Origin of the sequence: Gordonia marina (genome assembly GCF_052036135.1) — a bacterium.
In the GTDB taxonomy this organism is placed as follows: Bacteria; Actinomycetota; Actinomycetes; order Mycobacteriales; family Mycobacteriaceae; genus Gordonia.
In genome coordinates, this window is record NZ_JBPSDN010000001.1 from 1 (window position 1) to 18582 (window position 18582).

At 72.7% G+C, this 18582-nt stretch carries 8 protein-coding genes; 1 reads left to right on the forward strand and 7 read right to left on the reverse strand.

Annotated features, from left to right (window positions below; translation table 11 throughout):
* Nucleotides 1-826: 826 nt before the first annotated feature.
* From ACSEEN_RS00005 to ACSEEN_RS00015, 3 genes are all read right to left on the reverse strand, one after another.
* Entirely contained in the window at nucleotides 827-2560 is a 1734-nt protein-coding gene (locus ACSEEN_RS00005; protein WP_371308094.1) for a hypothetical protein, read from the reverse strand.
* 145 nt (nucleotides 2561-2705) lie between these two features.
* Nucleotides 2706-3425 carry an SDR family oxidoreductase gene (locus tag ACSEEN_RS00010; protein ID WP_298443783.1) on the reverse strand — a complete coding sequence of 240 codons (720 nt, stop codon included), beginning with the start codon at nucleotides 3423-3425 and terminating at the stop codon, nucleotides 2706-2708.
* The gene (locus ACSEEN_RS00015) at nucleotides 3422-4054 is read right to left on the reverse strand and encodes an isochorismatase family protein (RefSeq protein WP_298443780.1); all 633 of its coding nucleotides are present in this window, start codon (nucleotides 4052-4054) and stop codon (nucleotides 3422-3424) included. Before ACSEEN_RS00015 ends, ACSEEN_RS00010 begins: the two co-directional genes overlap by 4 nt.
* A 23-nt stretch (nucleotides 4055-4077) precedes the next feature.
* Between ACSEEN_RS00015 and ACSEEN_RS00020 the strand changes: the two genes are divergently transcribed.
* A complete protein-coding gene (locus tag ACSEEN_RS00020) occupies nucleotides 4078-5655 on the forward strand; it encodes a (2,3-dihydroxybenzoyl)adenylate synthase (protein WP_371308093.1) in 1578 nt (525 codons plus the stop codon).
* Between the two features lie 31 nt (nucleotides 5656-5686).
* Here ACSEEN_RS00020 and ACSEEN_RS00025 read toward each other — a convergent pair whose 3' ends face one another.
* From ACSEEN_RS00025 to ACSEEN_RS00040, 4 genes are read right to left on the reverse strand one after another with little or no spacing between them, the layout of a single operon-like run.
* On the reverse strand, nucleotides 5687-6571 hold the full coding sequence (locus tag ACSEEN_RS00025; RefSeq protein ID WP_371308092.1) for a siderophore-interacting protein: 885 nt from the start codon (nucleotides 6569-6571) through the stop codon (nucleotides 5687-5689).
* Between the two features lie 38 nt (nucleotides 6572-6609).
* A complete protein-coding gene (locus tag ACSEEN_RS00030) occupies nucleotides 6610-11127 on the reverse strand; it encodes a non-ribosomal peptide synthetase (protein ID WP_440711903.1) in 4518 nt (1505 codons plus the stop codon).
* Entirely contained in the window at nucleotides 11124-17528 is a 6405-nt protein-coding gene (locus ACSEEN_RS00035; RefSeq protein ID WP_440711904.1) for a condensation domain-containing protein, read from the reverse strand. The genes ACSEEN_RS00030 and ACSEEN_RS00035 overlap by 4 nt, the downstream gene beginning before the upstream one ends.
* On the reverse strand, nucleotides 17528-18562 hold the full coding sequence (locus tag ACSEEN_RS00040) for an ABC transporter substrate-binding protein (RefSeq protein ID WP_247867195.1): 1035 nt from the start codon (nucleotides 18560-18562) through the stop codon (nucleotides 17528-17530). The genes ACSEEN_RS00035 and ACSEEN_RS00040 overlap by 1 nt, the downstream gene beginning before the upstream one ends.
* Nucleotides 18563-18582: the final 20 nt, after the last annotated feature.

Genomic DNA, 18582 nt, shown 5'->3' on the forward strand with positions numbered 1-18582 from the left:
ACCGGACCCGCTCCCGACGGGAGCTCCTCACAACTTCGCCCGAACCGGGCGAACAGCAGTAACCAACCATCAAAGGGGGTCAGGTTTCAGACGTCGATAGGGGGTCAGATTTCACCCGCCGTTGACAGAGGTGTCGCCCTGTGACAGGGTGCCCGGCACCCACCCCCGTTCTCGGACCCTCGGCGATGGGGCGAAGACGAGTGACTGGATGAAGGGAGCAGGAATCTTGGTGCAGGGCTACTGCTGTCGCGGTCCCGAGCATGGGTGGCTGACCGAAGCGACGACACCGCGGTCGAAGGGCGCCCGTCTCGGACTGCGCTCGACCATCGTGGGTGCGCTTGACCGGCATAGCGGTTCCACACGGCCGGGACGGGGACCCGAGCCCGCTCGACCGTACTATTCGTGCATTCGACCGTTCCGGGATGGGGGGGTGCCGCGTTCGACCGTCATCGGGGCTCACCGGGAGCGGTGGCAAGTGTCGCCCCGTGGCAGGGGTGCCGGCACCCATACCTCGTTCTCGCCCCCTCGGCAGTGGGGGCGAGAACGAGGTACCGGGCGAAGGGGCGAAAGCCCGGAGTCGGGTGACTCTGATCTGGCCTGTGCCGTTCCGGGTGTGGGCGTGGTCTCGACTCCGCCGGTCCCGCGCATGGGTGTCCGACCGAAGCGACGACCCTCGGTCGAAGGGCGCCCATCATGGACTCCGCTCGACCGCCGGCGGAGCCGATCGACCACCGGGGCCGCGTTCGCCGGTCAGGGGAGGTCGACCATCATCGACCTCCGGTCGACCCGTCGTCAACTTCCTCGGACCGTCGCGGCCCGGCCGGCGCTACGAAGGTGTGGCGGAGCCGGTGGGAGGCGTCGTGCGGGACGGGGGCGTCCGCTTGGACGGGGTCTGTCGCGGCGTGGAGTGGGACCGCTTCGGCTGGCGCGCCTTCGACTTCGCCGCCTTCGACTTCGTGGCCTTCGCGGCGTCGGCCTTCTTCTTGGCGGCGACGGCCTTGTCGTGGGCGGCCGGGTCGAGCTTGTTGGCCTCGGCGCCGCGGCCGGTACCGGTGGTGTCGTCCTCGATCAAGCACATGCTGCGGACCACGTGGTGGAAGGTCACCAGGCCGTAGGTGAGCGGCAGGCCGAGAACGGCGCCGATGACCCGCACCGGGCTGAGCGGAAGCGGATCGATGCCGGTGGCCTGGTAGATCGGATCGAGGGCGAGCCCGCCGACGGTGGTGAAGAGATACAGCGAGAAGTAGTACGTGTAGTAGGCCGCGGTGAGTGACTTGGTCACCGTCAGATCGTGCAGGCTGACCATCTCGCCCATGTCGTCGCCCTGGCCGATGTTGTGGCCGAGGCCGATGAGGATGTCGAGCGGGGCGCCGCCGATGTACGGAACCATGTTGCCGGCGAACGACGCGATCGATTCGACGTTGCTGAAGTCGGCGGGATCGGCCGGAATCAGATTGTGCGGCACACGGGTGGTCTTCATGGTGCGCAGGATCTTCGCCACCTCGGCGTCGATCCGGCGCTTGGTGGCGGCGTTAGGCGCCGTCGACTTGGCGTAGTCGCCGGTGCGGGTGACGATCCGGGCGAGAGTGAGGTCACCGATCGGCTGGCAGGTGTCGCTGTCGGCGAGCGCGAGCTGATCGGCGGCGCCCTGGATCAGCGGGTGGATCGGGATGTCGTACTTGACCTTCTCGCTCGGCTTGCCCGCGCGCTCCTTCTGCTCCTCGGTCACCTGCGCGACGCACTGGTTGAGGATCGCGCTCGACGTCCCCTGGTACAGGTACTGCATGCCGAGCTGGCTCATGGTCAGGCCGAGGCTGAGCAGCGTGTTGTAGGTGACGAAGCCACCGAGGAACGACAGCGGCGTGGCGGCGAGCGGCGGCTCGCTGAACGGACTGCCCAGGCTCGGCACGAACGACAGGCCGAATTTGGCGGGCGCCAGGATCCCGACGAACACGTACAGCCACACCGATTCGACGGCCTGGCTCAGCGTGATGTTGGCGACCGGGATGGCGTCGTTCTGCTTGCCGTCGCGGATCTTCAGCAGATCGTCGACGACCAGCTGGGAGAGGGCGGTGCGGTATTGCGGATCGTCGAGGTCGGCGCCGCGGGTCAGCGGATTGTTCGAGACGGCGAGGGTCGAGACGGTGACTTCGCGCATCCACTTCTTGATCCCGGCCTGGTTGGCGGTCGCGGCCTCCCGCAACTGCGGCGGGAGGCTCGGCAGCAACGACTCGACGACTGAGTCGAAGACCACGTCGAGGGTGGTGAACTCCGCGCTCACACAGGTGGTCTGCTTACCCTTGTTCTCGGCGAGCGGCGCCAGCATCGACCGCTGGGACCCGCCGATCCGCTGCTGGCGCTCCTGGTAGGTCTCCGCCGGCTTGGTGCGCTTCTTCTTCAGCGTCGCCGCCGGTGTGGCGGCCGGGGCGGTCACGGTGCGCTGCGGTACGAACAGTTCCGCCGCCCGGGCATCGGGGACCGCGTCGTTGAGCGCGAGCGTGCTCAGCATGCCCACGGCGGCGAGGCGGACGGCCCACTGCTGGGCAGATTTCGGCGTCATCGATCCACTCCTTGTCGGTGCTGAGTGGATGTCCGCGCGCGTTCTCGTCCGCGTGGCCCCGACCCACCCAAGAATGGACTTAGCTTAGCCATAAGTCATGGTGTTCGATTTGTCGGGGTGGCGAGGGTCACGCCGTGCCGGGAGCTCACTGGTCGAGGGTGGCTCCGCCGTCCACGCGCAGGTCGTGAAGGGTGATGTGCCGCGCGGCATCGGACGCCAGGAACAGGACCGTTTCGGCGATGTCCGCCGGTGCGGCGATCCGGCCGAGCGGGATCCCCAGGCGGAAGCGGGCTGGATCGCCGTCGAGCACGGCCTGGCGGGCGGTGTCGTCGTCGAGCAGCTGGGTGAGCATCGGGGTATCGGTGGAGCCGGGCGAGACGATGTTGACTCGAACCCCGGCGGCAGCCGCATCGATGCCGCGGCTGCGTGTATAGGCGGTCGCCGCGGCCTTGGAGGCGGCGTACGACGGCATCGCCGCGCGCGGGGTGGCCGCGGCATTGCTGGAGATCACGACGACCGACCCCCGGCGCCGCTCGATCATGGCCGGCAACGCGGCGTCGAGCAGATTGCGCACTCCGCCGGCGTTCACCGCCAGGCAGCGGTCCCAGTCGTCGCTCATCACGCCGGCGGCGCAGATCAGTCCGGTGATGGGGCCGTAGCGGCGCTCGGCGTCCACCCACGCCGCGGCGACGGCGGCGGTGTCGGTGACGTCGAGCGGTTCGATACCGTCGCCGGCCAGATCCCAGGCGACGACGGTCGCGCCGGCCGTGCGCAACGCCGCGCACACCGCCGAGCCGATACCGCCGGCGGCACCGGTCACGGCGACCGTCTCGCCGGTGACGCCCGGAACGACGGTGCCGGTCACGGCCGGTCCAGGGCCGCGATGACGTCTGCGGCGGACAGCACGCGCCCGGCTCGCTTGCCGATGTACTCGGCGGCCATCTCGTGTTCGTCGCGGCTGAAGTCGGCCATCGCGTCGACCACGAAGAACGGTTCGACGTCGCTCATGAAGGCCTCGGTCGCGGTGATCATGCAGCCCATGTGCGCGTACACGCCGACGACGATCAGCTGGTCACGTCCATGGTGCGCGAGCAGCTGCCGCAGGTCGGTGCGCTGGAACGCCGAGTAGCGCCACTTGGTGACCTGGATGTCGTCGCCGGTGGGCGCGAGTTCGGGGACGATGCCCTCGTCCGGGCCGCCGGCCAGACCGTCGCCCCAGAAATCGGCGAGGATGCCGCGGCGGGACGGGTGCTGATCGCCCGGCTGCGCCGTGTAGATCACCGGCACGCCCGCGCGATGGCAGGCCTCCCGGATGGCGACCATGTTCGGCAGTGCGGTCGCGATCGGTTCGGCGTCGGGCCGGTAGGCGGTGATGAAGTAGCGCTGCATGTCGTGGACGAGGAGAGCGCTGCGCCCGGGTTCGAGGTCCCAGTCCACGCGCTGGGGGAACGGGCCGCTCGGAATCGGATAGGGGGCGATGGCGGGGATAGGCACTGTATTAGGCTAGCCTGACCTTCATGCGAGTGACACCGTGGCCCCCCGAACTCCGTGCTCAGTACCTGGCTGACGGCGTGTGGACCGACCAGGTCTTCGACGACCTGCTCACCGCCCGGTCGACGGACCCGGCGTTCGCCGGCCGGATCGCCGTGGCCGACGCCGAGCGCGCGCTCACCTACGCCGAACTGGACGAGCGGGTGGGCGCCTTGGCCGCCGGATTCGCAGCCCGCGGAATCGGCCCGGACACCCGGGTGCTGTTGCAGATCCCGAACTGCGTGGCCTTCATCGAGGCGCTGTTCGCGCTCTGGCGGGCGCGGGCGCTGCCGATCTTCGGCCTCCCCGCGCACCGGGAGAGCGAGCTCGTCGGCATCGCGCGGGCGGCCGGCGCGGCGGCGATCATCTCGCCCGCGGCCCGGCCCGGATTCGACTACCGGGCACTGGCCGAGACGGTCGCCGCACAGGTCGACAGTGTGACTCAGCTGATCGACTGCGACGGTCTGGAGGACCTGTGGGCGCCGCCGATCGACCACGGCCGGGCCGATCCGGAGGACCTCGGTTTCCTCCAACTGTCCGGTGGCAGCACCGGCACCCCGAAGCTGATCCCGCGAACCCACGCCGACTATCTCTACAGCGTGCGCCGCAGCAACGAGGTCTGCGGCGTCGACGACGCCACCGTCTACCTGGTGGTGCTGCCGTGCGGTCACAACTTCCCGATGAGCTCGCCGGGCATCCTCGGCGCGCTGCACGCCGGCGGCACGGTGGTGCTCGCCGATTCGCCCGCGCCGTCGGCGGCCTGGCCGCTGCTCGAGGCGCGGCGCGCGACGATGGTGGGCCTGGTTCCGCCGCTGGCCCGGCTCTGGACCGAGACCGCGGAGAACGGCGCCGCGCACGACCTGTCGAGTCTGCGCACGGTGCAGGTCGGCGGGGCGCGCTGCCCCGACGAGCTGGCCCGGCGCATCGGCCCGGCCCTCGGCGTGGAGCTGCAACAGGTGTTCGGCATGGCCGAGGGGCTGGTCTGCTACACCCGGTTCGGCGACGACGAAGACGAGGTCGTCACCACCCAGGGCCGGCCGATGTCGACCTGGGATCAGCTGCGGCTGGTCGACGAGGACGGCGCGCTCGTCACCGACGGTCCCGGCTTCCTGGAGACCCAGGGGCCGTACACGATCCGCTCGTACTGGGACGGGGTCAGCCCGTCGTCGTTCGCCCCGGACGGCTGGTACCGCACCGGAGACGTGGTCGAATTCTCGCCGGCCGGTAATCTGATCGTCCGCGGGCGCGGCACCGACCGGATCAACCGGGGCGGCGAGAAGGTCTCGGCGGAGCAGGTGGAGGAGCACCTGCTGGCGCATCCGGCCGTCCGCGATGCCATCGTGGTGGCCGTCGCCGACCAGTACCTCGGCGAACGCACCTGCGCCTACGTGATCCCGGCGGACCTCGAGGCGCCGCCGAAGCTGGCCGAGTTGCGGTCCAGTCTGCGCGGCGCCGGGCTGGCGGAGTGGAAGCTGCCGGACACCGTGAAGATCCTCGAGACGTTCCCGGAGACCGGGGTCGGCAAGGTCAGCCGGCGCGCCCTGCGCGAGGCGCTCTCCGGCTGAGCCGGCGCTCGGGACGGCTCAGCCGGCGTGCTCAGCGCTTCCGGCTGAGCCGGGAGGCCAGGCGCGCGGCGCCGCCGCGGACGGTGTCGCCGACGCCGTGGTGGTCGTGGTCGTCGTACTCCCGGTCGTCGCGGTCGTGGTTGGCCTTGCGGGCGTACCCGTTCTCGTCGAGGCCTCGCCGCCAGTAGCCGATCACCAGCATCTTCCGGCGCTCGACGCCGCGGCCGCGCAGGTCCTTGCGGATGGCCAGGACCTCCGCCGACTCGGCGGCGGCCCAGGCGAAGGTGCCGTCGGTGACCGGGTGATCGGCGACGGCCGCCGAGAGCAGGGTGGCGGTGCCCGCCGGGGCGCCCTCCCGGCAGAGCCACCGGATCTCGAATCCGGCCGGGGCGGTCAGCTCCTGCCGTGCGGACTCGTCGCCGACCTCGATGTACGCGGTGCCGCGCGCGTGCGCGGGCAGATTCTCCAGGATGTTGCCGATCGCCGGGAGCGCGGTCTCGTCGCCGGCGATCACGTAGTCGTCGGCGGGGCTGATCGGGCGCCCACCGCCACCGGCGATGCCCAGGGTGGTGCCGGGCTGCGCGCGGTGCGCCCACGCGGAGGCGAGGCCCTCGTCGCCGTGCAGCACGAAGTCGATGGCGAGGGTCTGCTCCTGCGCGTCGTACCGCCGCACGGTGTAGGTGCGGACGCGTTCGTGCAGTTCGGGGATCGTCCGGATCGCGGTGTCGGCGCCGCACGACGGGTCGTCGAGCTCGGGCACCCCGTACGACCCGTCCGGCCGCGGCAGCAGGATCTTGATGTTCGGGAACTGGCCGGTGGCGATGTACCGGGCCACCGGCTCGCCGCGGAAGACGATCCGGCGCATGTGCGGGGTGATGTCCTCGACGGACTCGGCGGTGAACAGGAGGGCAGGCATGGCGTCTTTCTGTGATCGGCGGAGGATGCTCGCCGGGGTCAGGCGAACAGGGCGGAGAACTCGTCGATCTCGTCCTGGGTCAGGTCGTCGACGAGCGAGTCCGAGGGGGTGGCACCGCCGAGCGCGGGGTGCAGCTCGGGGTCGTCCAGCAGGGTGAGCAGCGCGGTCCAGGCCCGGGCGATCTCGTCGATGTGCGCGTCGTCGACGACTCCCGCGGCCCAGGAGAACTCGGCGCGGACCACACTTCCGGAGACGGCGGGCACCGTCACGGCGTTGACCTCGAGCGGGTGCGACGCGGGCATCGCGTCGTCGTGGAGGACCAGGAGCGGACGCTGCGGCCAGAGCGACGAGAACGGCGCGTCTCCCTCGCCGGTGGTGAGCCGCCCCAGGTAGTTGAACAGCACGGGCGACGCCGGGCGTGCCGTCGCCGCGGGACCCAGCTCGGTGAGCAGCCCGTACTCCAGACCGGAGAAGCGCGGTGCGGCGAGGGTCTCCTTGACCTGCTTGATCACCGCGTCGACCTCGGCCGCGTCGATCTCGGCCGGGCCGGTCCCGGACGGCAGATCGACCGGTATCGGCCGCAGCGCGGTGAACCAGCCGACCGTGCGCGACAGATCCGTGCCGGGGACCAGTGCCTCGTCACGGCCGTGACCTTCGACGTCGACGAACAGCCGCCGGGAGCCCGGCACCGCGGCGACGGTGCCGATCGCCACCGCGAGGGTGCCGAGCAGGATCTCGGTGGGGCCGGTGTTGTACAGCTGGGGCAGGCGCCCGACGGCCGCGTCGGCCGGGAACTCGATCTCCCGGCGCCGCATCCCGGTCGCGGTGTCGACGGCCGGGTCGAGGGGACGGGTCCCGAGGCCGATCTCGGACGGCGCGCCGCCCGGGTGCGCCCACCGCGGGGACGAGTCGAGGATGTCGGGCTCCTGAGCACGCGCGGTGAGCGCCAGCGCCCACTCCCGCCACGACGTGCCCTCCGGGTCGGGGGCGGCCGCCCGGGCACGGGAGAGCTGCCCGGTCACCGCGCGCAGATCCTCGGTGAGGATCCGCCACGACACCCCGTCGACGGCCAGGTGATGCACCACGAGGACCAGCGCGTCCCAGTCGTCCTCGCCCGGGAGGCCGCGGAGCAGCAGCGCCCGCAGCAGGCCCGGGCCCGCGGGGTCGAGATCGCGAGCGGCGGCCGCGGCGAGGGCCTCGACGCGCGCCTCGAGGTCGACGGTGCCGGACAGGTCGTGCTCGGTGAGGGCGACGGCCGGTGTCGCCTCCGGCCCGGGTACGACGAGGGCGTCGCCGTCCAGGGCGGCGGCCAGCACCGGGTGGGCGTGCACGACGGCGGTCAGCGCCTCGTCGAGCAGCCCGGTCCCGAGCCCGGCGGGCACCCGCAGTACCCGCGCCTGTGCGAAGCCGCCGATTCCGCCGTGGCGCAGCACCCGGCGCATGAGCGGGGTCAGCGGTGCCCGGCCGGCCGCGTGCACCGGGTCGGCCGCTCCCGCGGGTCCGGCGCTGTCGGTGGCGGCCGCGGCGAGGGCCCGCGGAGTACGCAATTCGAAGACCTGGCGGGGCGTCACGGTCAGGCCGGCGGCGCGGGCCCGCGAGGTCACGCCGATGGCGATGATGCTGTCCCCGCCGAGCGTGAAGAAGTCGTCGTCCGGGTCCACCTCGTCCAGGTCGAGGAGATCGGCGACGATCTTCGCGAGGATCGCTTCGGCGCCGTCGCCCGGCGCGACGATCGCCCCGGTTCGGCCCGCCCAGGGGTCCGGCAGCGCGGCGCGGTCCGTCTTGCCGGACGGGGCGCGCGGCAGCGTCGCCGCCGGAACGAAGACGGCGGGCACCAGGTGGGCCGGCGCGGTCGCGGCGAGTGCGGCGCGGAGCCCGGCGAAGTCGTCGCCGTCGGTGCCGACGAGGTACGCCACGAGCCGGCGCGTCCCGCTCGGGGCGGGCCGGACGTCGGCGACGACACGCTCCACACCGATCCCGGTCTGCCGGGCCGCGGCCTCGACCAGCGCCTCGACCTCGCCGAACTCGATCCGGAAGCCGGCCAGCTGCACCTGGTCGTCGGCGCGGCCGAGGTAGTCCAGCCCGCCGAAGGCGTTCCAACGCACCAGATCACCGGTGCGGTACAGGCGTGTTCCGTCGCCGAACGGACTCGCCACGAAGCGTTCGGCGGTGAGCGCGGGCCGGTCGTGGTAGCCGCGTGCCAGCTGCGGCGTGCCGACGTACAGTTCCCCGGTCGCCCCCTCGGCGACCAACTGCAGATGGGCGTCGAGCACGTACAGCCGCGCGCCGAGCGCGGGCACCCCGATCGACGGGACGGGGGTGTCGGTGACCTCGGTGTAGGTGATCTCCACCGTGGCCTCGGTCGGGCCGTACAGGTTGAAGACGGTCACGTCGGGACGGTCGGTCAGTCGCTCCCACAGCCCCGATGGGAAGGCCTCGCCGCCGGTGGAGAGCGTGCCAGGGACATGCCGCCTCGCCGCGGGCTCGATCAGCCCGGCGCGGACGTACTCCTCGATCAGGACCGGCACCGCGTCGACGTAGTCGATCCGGTGCCGGCGCACGTAGTCGACCACCAGGTCCGCGGAGGTGACATCGGCGCGCTCGATGACGTGCAGCGTGTGGCCGTCGCACAGCCACGCGATGTTCGAGACCGACGAATCGAACGAGAGGGTGTGGGTGGCGAGCAGTCGCTGCCGCGGTGCCCGCATCGTGAAGTTCCGGTGCGCGCCGAGCAGGGTGGCGATCGCCCGCTGGGTGATCACCACGCCCTTGGGCGTGCCGGTGGAACCGGAGGTGTAGATCACGTAGGCGGCCGCATCCGGGTGCGAGCGTCGTCCGGCGGATTCGCCGGACGACGCCGGGTGCCCGGCGAGGTCGAGGATCGTCGCGCCGGTCAGACCCTCCACCAGACCGCGATCGGGCGCGCCGACCAGCACCGCCGCGGGCCGGCTGTCGGTGAGCTGATGAGCGATCCGCGCGGCCGGATACGACGGGTCGACCGGCACGTACGCCGCTCCGGCGCGCCAGACGCCGAGGATCGCCGCCAGCGCGGCCGCCGACGACTCGGCGACGACGGCGACGCGGTCCTCCGCCTCGACCCCCGCCGCACGCAGCGCGACGGCGACCCGGCGTGACCGTTCGGCCAGCGCGGCGAAGGTGAGCGTCGCGTCGTGGGCGACGACGGCGAGCGCCTCGGGCTGCGCGGCGACGGTCGCGTCGAAGCGGTCCAGCACCGGGGTCGTGCCCTCCGGATTCGTGCCGCCGTCCCCGAGGGCGAGCACGTGGGCGCGCTGTGCCGCGGTGGTCAGCGGCAACGACGCCAGCGGGCGCCCGGCGGCCTCCGGCGCCGCGAAATCCTGCAGGAACGCCGCGAAGGCATCGAGCAGCGCGGTGGCTTCCGCGACGTCGTACCGGGCGGCGTCGGCGTCGAGGATCACCTCCGGACGGCCGTCGGGGCCGATCGCCACGGTCAGCGCGTAGTCCTGCACGGGCCCGCGGTCGATCGAGTGAACGACGCCGCGGATCCCGGCGAAGTCGAGGACGGTGGCGAAGGGTTTGACGTTGACGACGGTGCCCGCGTGCCGGGCCAGGCCCGCGGTGAGAGTGGGGTCGTCGCCGATGAGTGCACCGCGATGGCGCTGGTGCGCGGAGACCGTGCGCATCGCGGTGGCGGTGGCCTCGATGACGGCCGCGACCTGGTCCGCGGGCCGGGTCGGCACGGCGAGCGGCACCAGATTCACCGCGGTGGTCGGGACGCGGGCGGCGGCGAGACCGAGCCGGTTCATCAGCAGGAAGCCGAGGCTCTGGTGGCGGGTACCGGTGCGGCGGGCCCCGAAGGCGGCGGCCGCGGCGACCACCGTCGCGGCCCAGTTCCCACCGGTCAGCGGCGCGATGGTGGTGCGGATGCTGCGGACCGTGCGGGCCTGTGCGGCGTCCGCCGGGCGATCGCTCGACCCGTCGAGCCGTCCGGCCCAGAACGCGGCGTCGTCGGCGCAGGTGGGGGAGTCCAGGTAGTCCAGGTCGGCGGTGATCACCTCGTGCAGGGAACCGAGCCGTCGGCCGGCGGCGTCGTCCCCGGCGGCCAGGCCGCGGTAGATCTCGGCGCCCCGGGTGAACACCAGCGAGAGCCCGTACGCGTCGATCAGCGCGTGGTGAGCGGCGAGGATCCAGAGCGTGCGGTCGCCGCCGTGCAGGATCCAGTGCGCCACCCCCGGTTCGGCGGTCAGGTCGTGCGGCCGGGCGGTCCACGCGGAGATCACCTCGTGCGCGCGGTCCCAGAGGTTCCCGGTCCCGGCGGCCAGTACCGGCGGCGGATCGAGGACGGCATCGCCCGGCAGTTGCCGGATGCCGTCGCCGGTCTCGACGAACCGGGTGGTCAGCGCGTCGGACTCGGTGACCGCGAGATGCGTTGCGCGGGTGAGGAGTTCGAGGTCGATCTCGCCGGACAACTCGACCGCGTCGCAGACGTTGAAGGTCGGGTTCTCCGGGTCGAGGGTCTGGCCGAACCAGAGCGCGGCCTGGCTCATGGTGAGCGGGACGGGGGTGCGGTTCGTCATGCGGTGGGATCTCCGGCCAGGAAGTCGGTCAGCGCCGGGCCCCACGCCGCGACGGCGTCGGGTCCGAGGAGGTCGCCGTGCGCCCACGGCACGGGCAGGTGCCGGCGCGGTGCCAGGGTGCCGCCCCAGGTGGCCAGCGAGCCGGCGGGTTCGGCCTCGACATAGAGCACGTCGGCATCGACCGGCGTCTGTCGGGCGGGCAGCTCGCGCATCACCCGCAGCGACCACGCGCTCGAATCGAGCACGGCGGCGACGAGTTCCGCGTCGAGACCGGCGAACACCGAGGCTCCGCCGCGAACCAGGTCGATGGCCTCCTCGCGGCTCAGGTCGGTGCCGCGTCCGCCGGGCACCGGTACCCCCAGTGCGCCGAGCGCCGAGGCGTCCGGCGAGAGCGTGTCCAGATACGCGAAGTACTCGTCCGGGGACTGCGCCCAGGCGTCGAGCAGCACCAGCGCGTCGATCGACCGGCCGCGCCGGATCAGTTCGTCGGCGACGGCCGGCGTCAGCGAACCGCCGAACGACCAGCCGAGCAGTACGACCGGCCCGGCGGGGACCGCCGCATCGATCCGGTCGGCGAAGGCGGCCACCACGTCCGCCGGACGCTCCGGGGCATCGTCGCCGCTGATCTGCGGGGACTGGACCGCGTACACCCCGCGCTCTTCGGGCAGGTGCGGCAGGAGCTGGCCGAAGCGCCAGCCCAGGCCGGTGCCCGGCGGGAGCACCACCACCGGGGCGGTCCCGGGGCGGCCGGTGCGGAAACCGATCACCGGCGCGCGGAGCCGGTCGGCGGCGGCGGTGTCGCCGTCGAGCATCGCCGCGATCGCCGCGATGGACGGATCAGCGAAGACCTGGGAGACCGCGAGTTCCACACCGAGCCGGGCGCGGACGGCGTCGGCGAAGGTCATCAGTTGCAGGGAGTGTGCGCCCAGGTCGAACAGATTGGCGTCGACGTCCACCTCGGGCAGCCCGAAGGTCTGCGCGGCGATCTCGGCGAGGACCCGTTCGAGCAGCGATCCGGTCCGTGAGCCGTTCGCGAGTTCGGCGGCCGGGGCCGGCAGCGCCGCCAGATCCCGCTTGCCGTTGACGGTCACCGGGATCTCGTCGATGAGCGTGTACGACGACGGAATCATGTACGGCGGCAACGTGATCGCGAGTGTCCGGCGCACCTCACGGAAGTCTGGTGGTGTGCCGTCCGGTACCAGATATGCGGCCAGCGTGGCCTGCGCGCCGGTGCCGCGGGCGGTGACCACCGCGCGGCCGATGCCGTCGATCGCGACGAGGGCGGCCTCGATCTCGGTCGGTTCCACCCGGAATCCGCGGATCTTGAGCTGGAAGTCGGTGCGGCCCAGGTAGTCGAGCAGACCGTCGGTGACATTCGGCCCGCTCGCCGCGCTCCCGGCGCCGGCCCGGCGCCGCATCAGGTCGCCGGTGCGGTAGAGCCGGCGACCGGGATCGTCCGGATGTGCGACGAAGCTCAGCGCGGTCAGACCGGGCCGGTCGTGATAGCCCCGCGCCAGGCCGTCGCCCTCGACGTACAGTTCCCCGGCGACGCCGGGCGGTACCGGCCGCAGCCACGGATCGAGCAGATGGACGACGGTGTTGCCGATCGGGCGGCCGACGGTCGGTGACGCCGAATCGGTGGTGCCGCCGCCGAGCGTGTTGATCGTGTACTCGGTGGGGCCGTACAGGTTGTAGCCGAGGGTGCCGGGCTCGTCACGCAGCCGGTCCCACACCCCGGTGCCGACAGCCTCGCCGCCGAGCAGCACGAGCGCCGGCCGATGGTTGTCCAGCAGACCGGCGCCGATCAGGTATTCGGCGTAGGTCGGGGTCACGTTGACGACGTCCACCCGGTGGGCATCGCAGTAGGTGACGAGCGCCTGCGGATCGCGGCGCAGGTCCTCGTCACAGATGTGGACGGTGTGCCCGTAGGTGAGCCACAGCAGTTCCTCCCACGACATGTCGAAGGCGAAGGAGACGGTGTGGGCCACCGCGAGGCGCCGGCGGCCCTCCCGGCTCGCCAGCGCGACGGACGGCCGGAAGATCTCGTCCTCGTGGTTGAGATACATCGTGGTCAGGCCGCGATAGCCGGTGACGACGCCCTTGGGCTTCCCGGTGGAGCCCGAGGTGTAGATGAGATAGGCGGGATGGTCCAGGCGGCGCGGCCGGTCGTGGGCGAACGCGCCCAGTTCGGTGTCGTCGAGCGGGTCGCCGGACAGCTCGTCCAGCCGGGCGCGGACGTCCGGGGCGCGCAGGTCGAGCGGGGGCCGCCGTCCGTCGAAGATCACGTCGAGATCGCCGGGATCGGCCCCGGCCGTCAGCGCCAGCACCGGGCGCGCATCGTCGACCAGACCGCGCAGCCGCGATGCCGGATGGACCAGTTCCAGCGGCAGGTAGGCCGCGCCGGTCCGCAGCACCGCGAACAGGGCGACGACCATCTCGATGGACCGCTCGATCGCCAGCGCGACCACCGTCTCGCAGCGTGCGCCCTCGGCGAGCAGCAGCCGGGCGAGCCGGTTGATCTCGGCGTCGAGTTCACCGAAGGTCAGGGTGGCGTCGGCGAAGACCAGTGCCGGGGCCGCGGGCTCGCGGGCCGCGGTGGCGGCGAGCAGTTCCGACACCGACAGGCCGGGCACGTCGAGGGTGCGCCCGCGGTCGGGCGGCTCGGCGGCCGTCACCGGGAGCCGGGCGAGCGGCACGTCGTCGACGTCCGGGCGTGACAGCGCGGTGAGCAGTGCGAACAGGTCGTCGGCCAGGCCCGCGGCGGTGGCGTCGTCGATCAGGTCGTCGCGGGTCTCGACGGCGACCGCGAGCTGCGGCCCGCGCGTCGCGACGACGGTTAGTGCGAAGTGGGTGTGATCCTCGCTGTCGTGGTCGGTCACCCCGTGCTCCGCGCCGAGCCGGCCGTCGTCGATGAAGTTCTGCAGGACCAGGAGCACGTCGAACAGGGCGGGGGTACCGGCGGCCGCGGCGATCTCGCCGAGGCTGAGCCAGTCGTGCCCGAGGACGTCGAGGCGGCCGGCCTGCTGCTCGCGCAGGAACTCGGCGACGCCCGGGGCCGGGCGCAGCCGGGCGCGGACGGGGACGGTGTTGAGGAACATGCCGACGGCAGTATCGGCGCCGTCCACCTCGCTCGGGCGGCCGGCGACGGTCTGACCGATCACCACGTCGCCGCGGCCGGACCACCGGCCGGTCACCAGGGCGAGCGCGGTGGCCAGCACGGTGTTGAGGGTGACTCCGGCGCGCTGCGCGGTGGCGGTGAGACCGGCAGAGGCCGCGGCATCGAGCGTCCGCCGGACGACGCGGGTGCCGCCGCGGACCACCGGGTCGGCGCCGGGGCGCAGCAGCGAGGGCTCGTCGTAGCCGTCGAGGTAGCCGGCCCAGGCGGCGGTCGCGGCGTCGCGGTCGCGCTCGTCGATCCAGCGCAGATAGCGGGCGAAGACCGGCTCGCCGGTGTCGCGGCGGGCCGGTGCGGTGCCGGCGTAATGGGCGAGGAGACCGCCGATCACGAGGCCGTTGGACCAGCCGTCCCAGAGCAGGAAGCGGCGGGAGACCACCAGCGCGTCGCCGCCGGTCCGGCGGACCAGGGTGACGCGCCACAGCGGCGGCGTGTCCAGGTCGAAGCGGCGGATGCGATCGGCGGCGATCACCTGATCGGTGGCGGCGGCCAGCGCGTCACCGGTGAGCCCACGCAGGTCGACGGTCTCCAGCGGCGGCTTGAGGGGGTCGACCAGGAACTGGACCGGCGCGGGCCGGCCGTCGTGGGTGAACCCGGCACGCAGCACCGGGTGATCGGCCATCAGGGCGGCGAGGGCGCGGCGCAGGCGCCCGGGTTCCAGGGCACGGTCGAAGGTGAGGACGAACTGAGCGTTGTAGACGTCGTGCTCACCGGAGACCGCAGACTGGAAGTAGAGGCCTTCCTGCAGCGGTGACAGCCCCCAGACCGCGGCGATCGGCCGGTTCGCCGGATCGGCGGCCGCCGCGGCGAGCAGTTCCAGGGCCCGGCGCAGCGCCTCGAGGAAGGTCTCGGGGGCGGCGGCACCGGGCGGCCGGGCGCGCAGGGTGATCGTCGTGCCGGCGTCGCCGAGACTCAGGTGCAGGTCGGGGTGGGCCGCGGTGCCGTGGTCGACGACGGTCAGTCCGCGGTCGTCGTCGGCGCCGACGGTGAACAGCGGACCGGGCGGGGTGAGCGCGGGTCCGGCCTGCGGATGCAGGTGGCGCAGCAGACCGAAATCGGCCGTCGTCGACGCGCCGTCCTCGAGTGCGGCGCTTCGTGCGTCGCGCAGCGCCGCGGCCGGGTCGGTGCCGATCCGCACGACGGCGGGTGTCGCCACGCCGAGCGGCAGGGTGGTGCGCACGCCGTCGCGCCGGTCGTCCGCGGCGGCGACGACGCTGTGCGCCGACTCGCCCAGCAGGCCGAGCGCGAGGCCGAGGGCGGCGAGTGCCGCGCCGGTGGGCGTCAGGCCGGCGGCGGCGAAGACCGCCGTGTCGAGGCCGTCGACCACCGCCGTCCGCGGGGCGTCGAGCGGTGCCGCGGGCAGCGCACGGACGGTCAGGTCGCGCCAGCGGTCGAGCCGTGCCAGCACCTCGGGGGCACCGGCGCGCTGCGCGCACCGGTCGAACAGGGCGGCCGGTTCGTCGGCGGCGGGCGGCGCGGGTGGCTCACCGCGGCCGATGGCCGCGAACGCCTCGGCCACCTCGTCGCGCAGCAGGGCGCGGCCGGGACCGTCGACGAGGAGCGGATGCGCGCTGATCACCAGGGTGCCGGGCACCGCGCCGGTGCCGGGGATCCAGCCGAAGGCGGCGCCGTCCGGGCCGGGCACGTACTCCCACAGGCCGGGGATCGGCCGCTCGGGGCGCAGGGCCAGCTCGGGATGGGCGGCGCTCACGGCCGCGCACACCGCGCGGACCTGAGCCGGCAGCGCACGCGGCGGGGTCGGGACGGTGAAGACGGCCGGAGTCACCGCCGGGGCATCCTCGTCCAGGTCGTCGTGCGCGATGACCCACTCCTCGGTACCGGGCAGGGTGCCGACCGGTACGTCGTGCGGGTGCCCGGCGGGGAGCACGGATGCCGGCCGCAGCGGCGGACCGATCGGGGCATCCGTCCCGGTCAGCAGCTCGCGCAGGTAGTCGGCGTACTCGGCGGCGAGCCGGGTCATCTCCGGCCGTTGCGCGCCGGGGCCGTGGAAGAAGATCGCGACGGAGCGGGCCGCCGCGTCGACCTCGAAGAAGACGTCGACGTCGCCGGTGGGACCGGACGAGAGGATCTCCAGGCGGGCGTCCAGACCGGCGGCGGTGAACGCCCGGGTGGTGATCGGCAGGATGTTGGCGCCGACCCCGAAGAGCGGGCGCGGGGGCGCGACGTCGCGCAGGGCGCGGCGCAGGTCCTCGCCGCGGAAGCGGCTGTGCGGGTGGACGTCGCTCAGGAGCGTGTCGATGTCCCCGGCGAGCTGTCGCCAGGTGGTGCCCGCGCGCAGTCGTACCCGCAGCGGGAGGACGGTGGCGAGGGTGCCGAGGTGGGCGCGCAGATCGGGTTCGCTGCGTCCGGACATCGGGGTCGCGAGGAGCAGATCGGGTTGGCCGGTGCGGCGGTAGAGGAAGCCGGCGAGGGTCGCCAAGAGCAGTCCCGCGGTGCGAACCCGCAGTTCCCGGGCCCGGCCGTAGAGTGCCGTGCTCTCATCGGAGGTCAGCGGCACGGCGACGATCTCGGCGCGCCGGGCGCCGGGTTCGACGTTCTCCAGCAGCCGCGGCGGGACCGGGGCGTCGGCCACCTGACCGAGCCAGAAGTCCCGGTCGGCCGCGAACCGCGGCGAGGTGCGGTAGGTCTCGTCGGCGGCGACGAGGGTGTCCAGCGACCAGGCGGTCTCGTCGGATTCACGGTCCGCACGGGCCCGGGTCCCGGCTTCCCTGCTCCGGGCGTAGCGGGTCAGCGCCGCCGACAGCAGCATGCCGACGGCCGTGCCGTCGAGCACCAGATGATGGGCGGCGAGGAAGGCGAGCGTGCGGTCGTCGGTGACCCGCAGCAGGCACGCGCGCAGTAGCGGGCCGGCCGCGGTGTCGTAGGGCCGGGCGAGTGCGTCGTCGATCCACGCGCGCGCCGCCGATGATGGATCAGTCTTCCCCCGGAAGTCGATCACCTCGCACCGCGGGTCGCGGTCGGTGATCTCCTGCCACACCTCGCCGCCGGTGGTGACGAACCGCACGCGGGCCGCCTCCGAGCGGGCGAGGGTCGCATCGATCGCGGCCGTCATCGCGGGGAAGTCGACCGGTCCGGCCGTGTGCGCGACCAGGGCGGTCGAGTACGCGGTGGCGTCGTCGGCCACCCGGTCGGCCAGCCAGATCTCGCGCTGGGCCGCGGTGAGCGGGGTGAGGGTGCGGGTGGGGGAAGACTGATCCGTCGTCATTACGGCGCGGGCTTCGCGGCCTTCACCGCGGCGGCGATGTCCTGTGCCTGACGCTCGACGGCGGCCGTCGTGTACGAGTACGGCGTGCGGTACGGGAACAGGTTGCCCGCCTTGACCGCGGGCAGTTCCTTGAACGCCGGGTTGTCGAGCAGGGCCTGGGTGCGCTTGGTGGGCTTACCCTCGTAGTCGGCCTCGTAGAACAGCACGTTCGCCGACGACAGGCGGCCCAGATCCTCCATCGAGATCTTCTGGTTGAAGCGCTGCGGATTCGGGACGGCGTCGAAGTACTTCAGGCCGGCCATGGTGAGGCGCTCGTAGACCAGGGACTTGCTGGTGGCCACGGTGTAGGTGCCGGGCTCGGTCGACGCCTCGACGTAGCCGACGCTGCCGAGCTTGGCGATGGCGTCCTTGTTGTCGGTGCCGATCGCCTTGAGCTGGTCGTCCAGGCCGGCCAGCCGCTTCTTGGCGAACTCACCGCAGCCGATCGAGTCGGCGACCTTCTGGTAGTCGTCCCAGACGTCGGTCGGCTCCTGGATCTCGAAGGCGACGGTCGGCGCCGCGATCTCGTTGACCTCCTTGATCGCGAGCTTGTCGGCGACGTCCTTGCGGACGTACGAGATCACCATGTCCGGGTTGAGCTTGAGCACCTGCTCGGTGTTCACGCCCGCGGTGATCGAACCGATGTCCGGCACGCCCTGGACCTTCTTCAGCTCCTCGGGGGTGGCGTTCTGCTTGTAGTCGTCGAGCATGCCGACCGGCGTCACGCCGAGGTCGATCAGCTGGGTACCGACCAGCCAGCCCGAGACGATGCGCTTCGGCGCGGCGGGGACCTTCACGTCGCCGAGGTAGGTGCCGGTCACGGTGCGCTCGCCGCTCAGGTCGCCGGATGCGCAGGGCACCGCGGGATTGGCGCCGGTGGAGGGCGACGACGAGTCGTTGCCGTCGTTGCTGCTGCACGCGGCGAGCAGGGTGCCGGTCGCCAGCAACGCGGCGGCCAGGCGCACCCGGCGACGCCGGGGAGAAAGGGTTGCCATCGTGGGATTTCCTTCGCGGG

Coding starts and splice junctions, on each gene's coding strand:
- ACSEEN_RS00040 (WP_247867195.1), bottom strand. CDS start 18,562: ATGGCAACCCTTTCTCCCCGGCGTCGCCGGGTGCGCCTGGCCGCCGCG.
- ACSEEN_RS00035 (WP_440711904.1), bottom strand. CDS start 17,528: ATGACGACGGATCAGTCTTCCCCCACCCGCACCCTCACCCCGCTCACC.
- ACSEEN_RS00030 (WP_440711903.1), bottom strand. CDS start 11,127: ATGACGAACCGCACCCCCGTCCCGCTCACCATGAGCCAGGCCGCGCTC.
- ACSEEN_RS00020 (WP_371308093.1), top strand. CDS start 4,078: ATGCGAGTGACACCGTGGCCCCCCGAACTCCGTGCTCAGTACCTGGCT.
- ACSEEN_RS00005 (WP_371308094.1), bottom strand. CDS start 2,560: ATGACGCCGAAATCTGCCCAGCAGTGGGCCGTCCGCCTCGCCGCCGTG.
- ACSEEN_RS00025 (WP_371308092.1), bottom strand. CDS start 6,571: ATGCCTGCCCTCCTGTTCACCGCCGAGTCCGTCGAGGACATCACCCCG.